The organism is Christiangramia aestuarii, assembly GCF_009735585.1.
Taxonomy (GTDB): domain Bacteria; phylum Bacteroidota; class Bacteroidia; order Flavobacteriales; family Flavobacteriaceae; genus Christiangramia; species Christiangramia aestuarii.
Genome location: NZ_VJVW01000080.1, coordinates 1 through 456, shown reverse-complemented (window position 1 = coordinate 456; position 456 = coordinate 1). Strand labels below are relative to the sequence as shown.

1 protein-coding gene is annotated in these 456 nt (G+C 70.6%); it reads right to left on the bottom strand.

Going from position 1 to position 456, the window contains the following annotated elements:
• Positions 1 to 456, bottom strand: a 456-nt coding sequence (locus tag FLP08_RS17000; protein WP_202912799.1) for an Nramp family divalent metal transporter, incomplete at both ends; no start/stop codon positions are given.

Sequence of the window (456 nt, the reverse complement as noted above, 5' to 3'; positions counted from 1 at the left end):
TGCAGGGCCAGCACGATCAGGGTATCGAAGGCGGTGAGGACCACCCCGGTGGTAATCGAGACTCCCAGCAGCAGGTGGAAGGCCAGCGCCGCGCCGAGCACCTCGGCAAGGTCGGTAGCGACGATCGACAGTTCCGCCAGCAGCCATTGGCCACGCGCCACGCCAGGGCGGTAGCGCTCCCGGGAGAGCTGCGCGAGGTCGCGGCCGGTGGCGATGCCCAGGCGCGAACAGAGGCTTTGCAGGAGCATCCCGGAAAAGCTCGCCAGCACCACTACGAACAGCAGCGCGTAGCCGAAGCGCGAGCCCGCCTCGATGGCGGTGGCCCAGTTGCCGGGGTCCATGTAGCCGACCGAGACCAGCAGGCCGGGGCCGACGAACAGCGCCAGCTTGCGCAGCGGCGAGGCGTCGGCCGGCACCGCCACGCTGTGGCTGACCGCCGAGGGACAGAACGGCGCG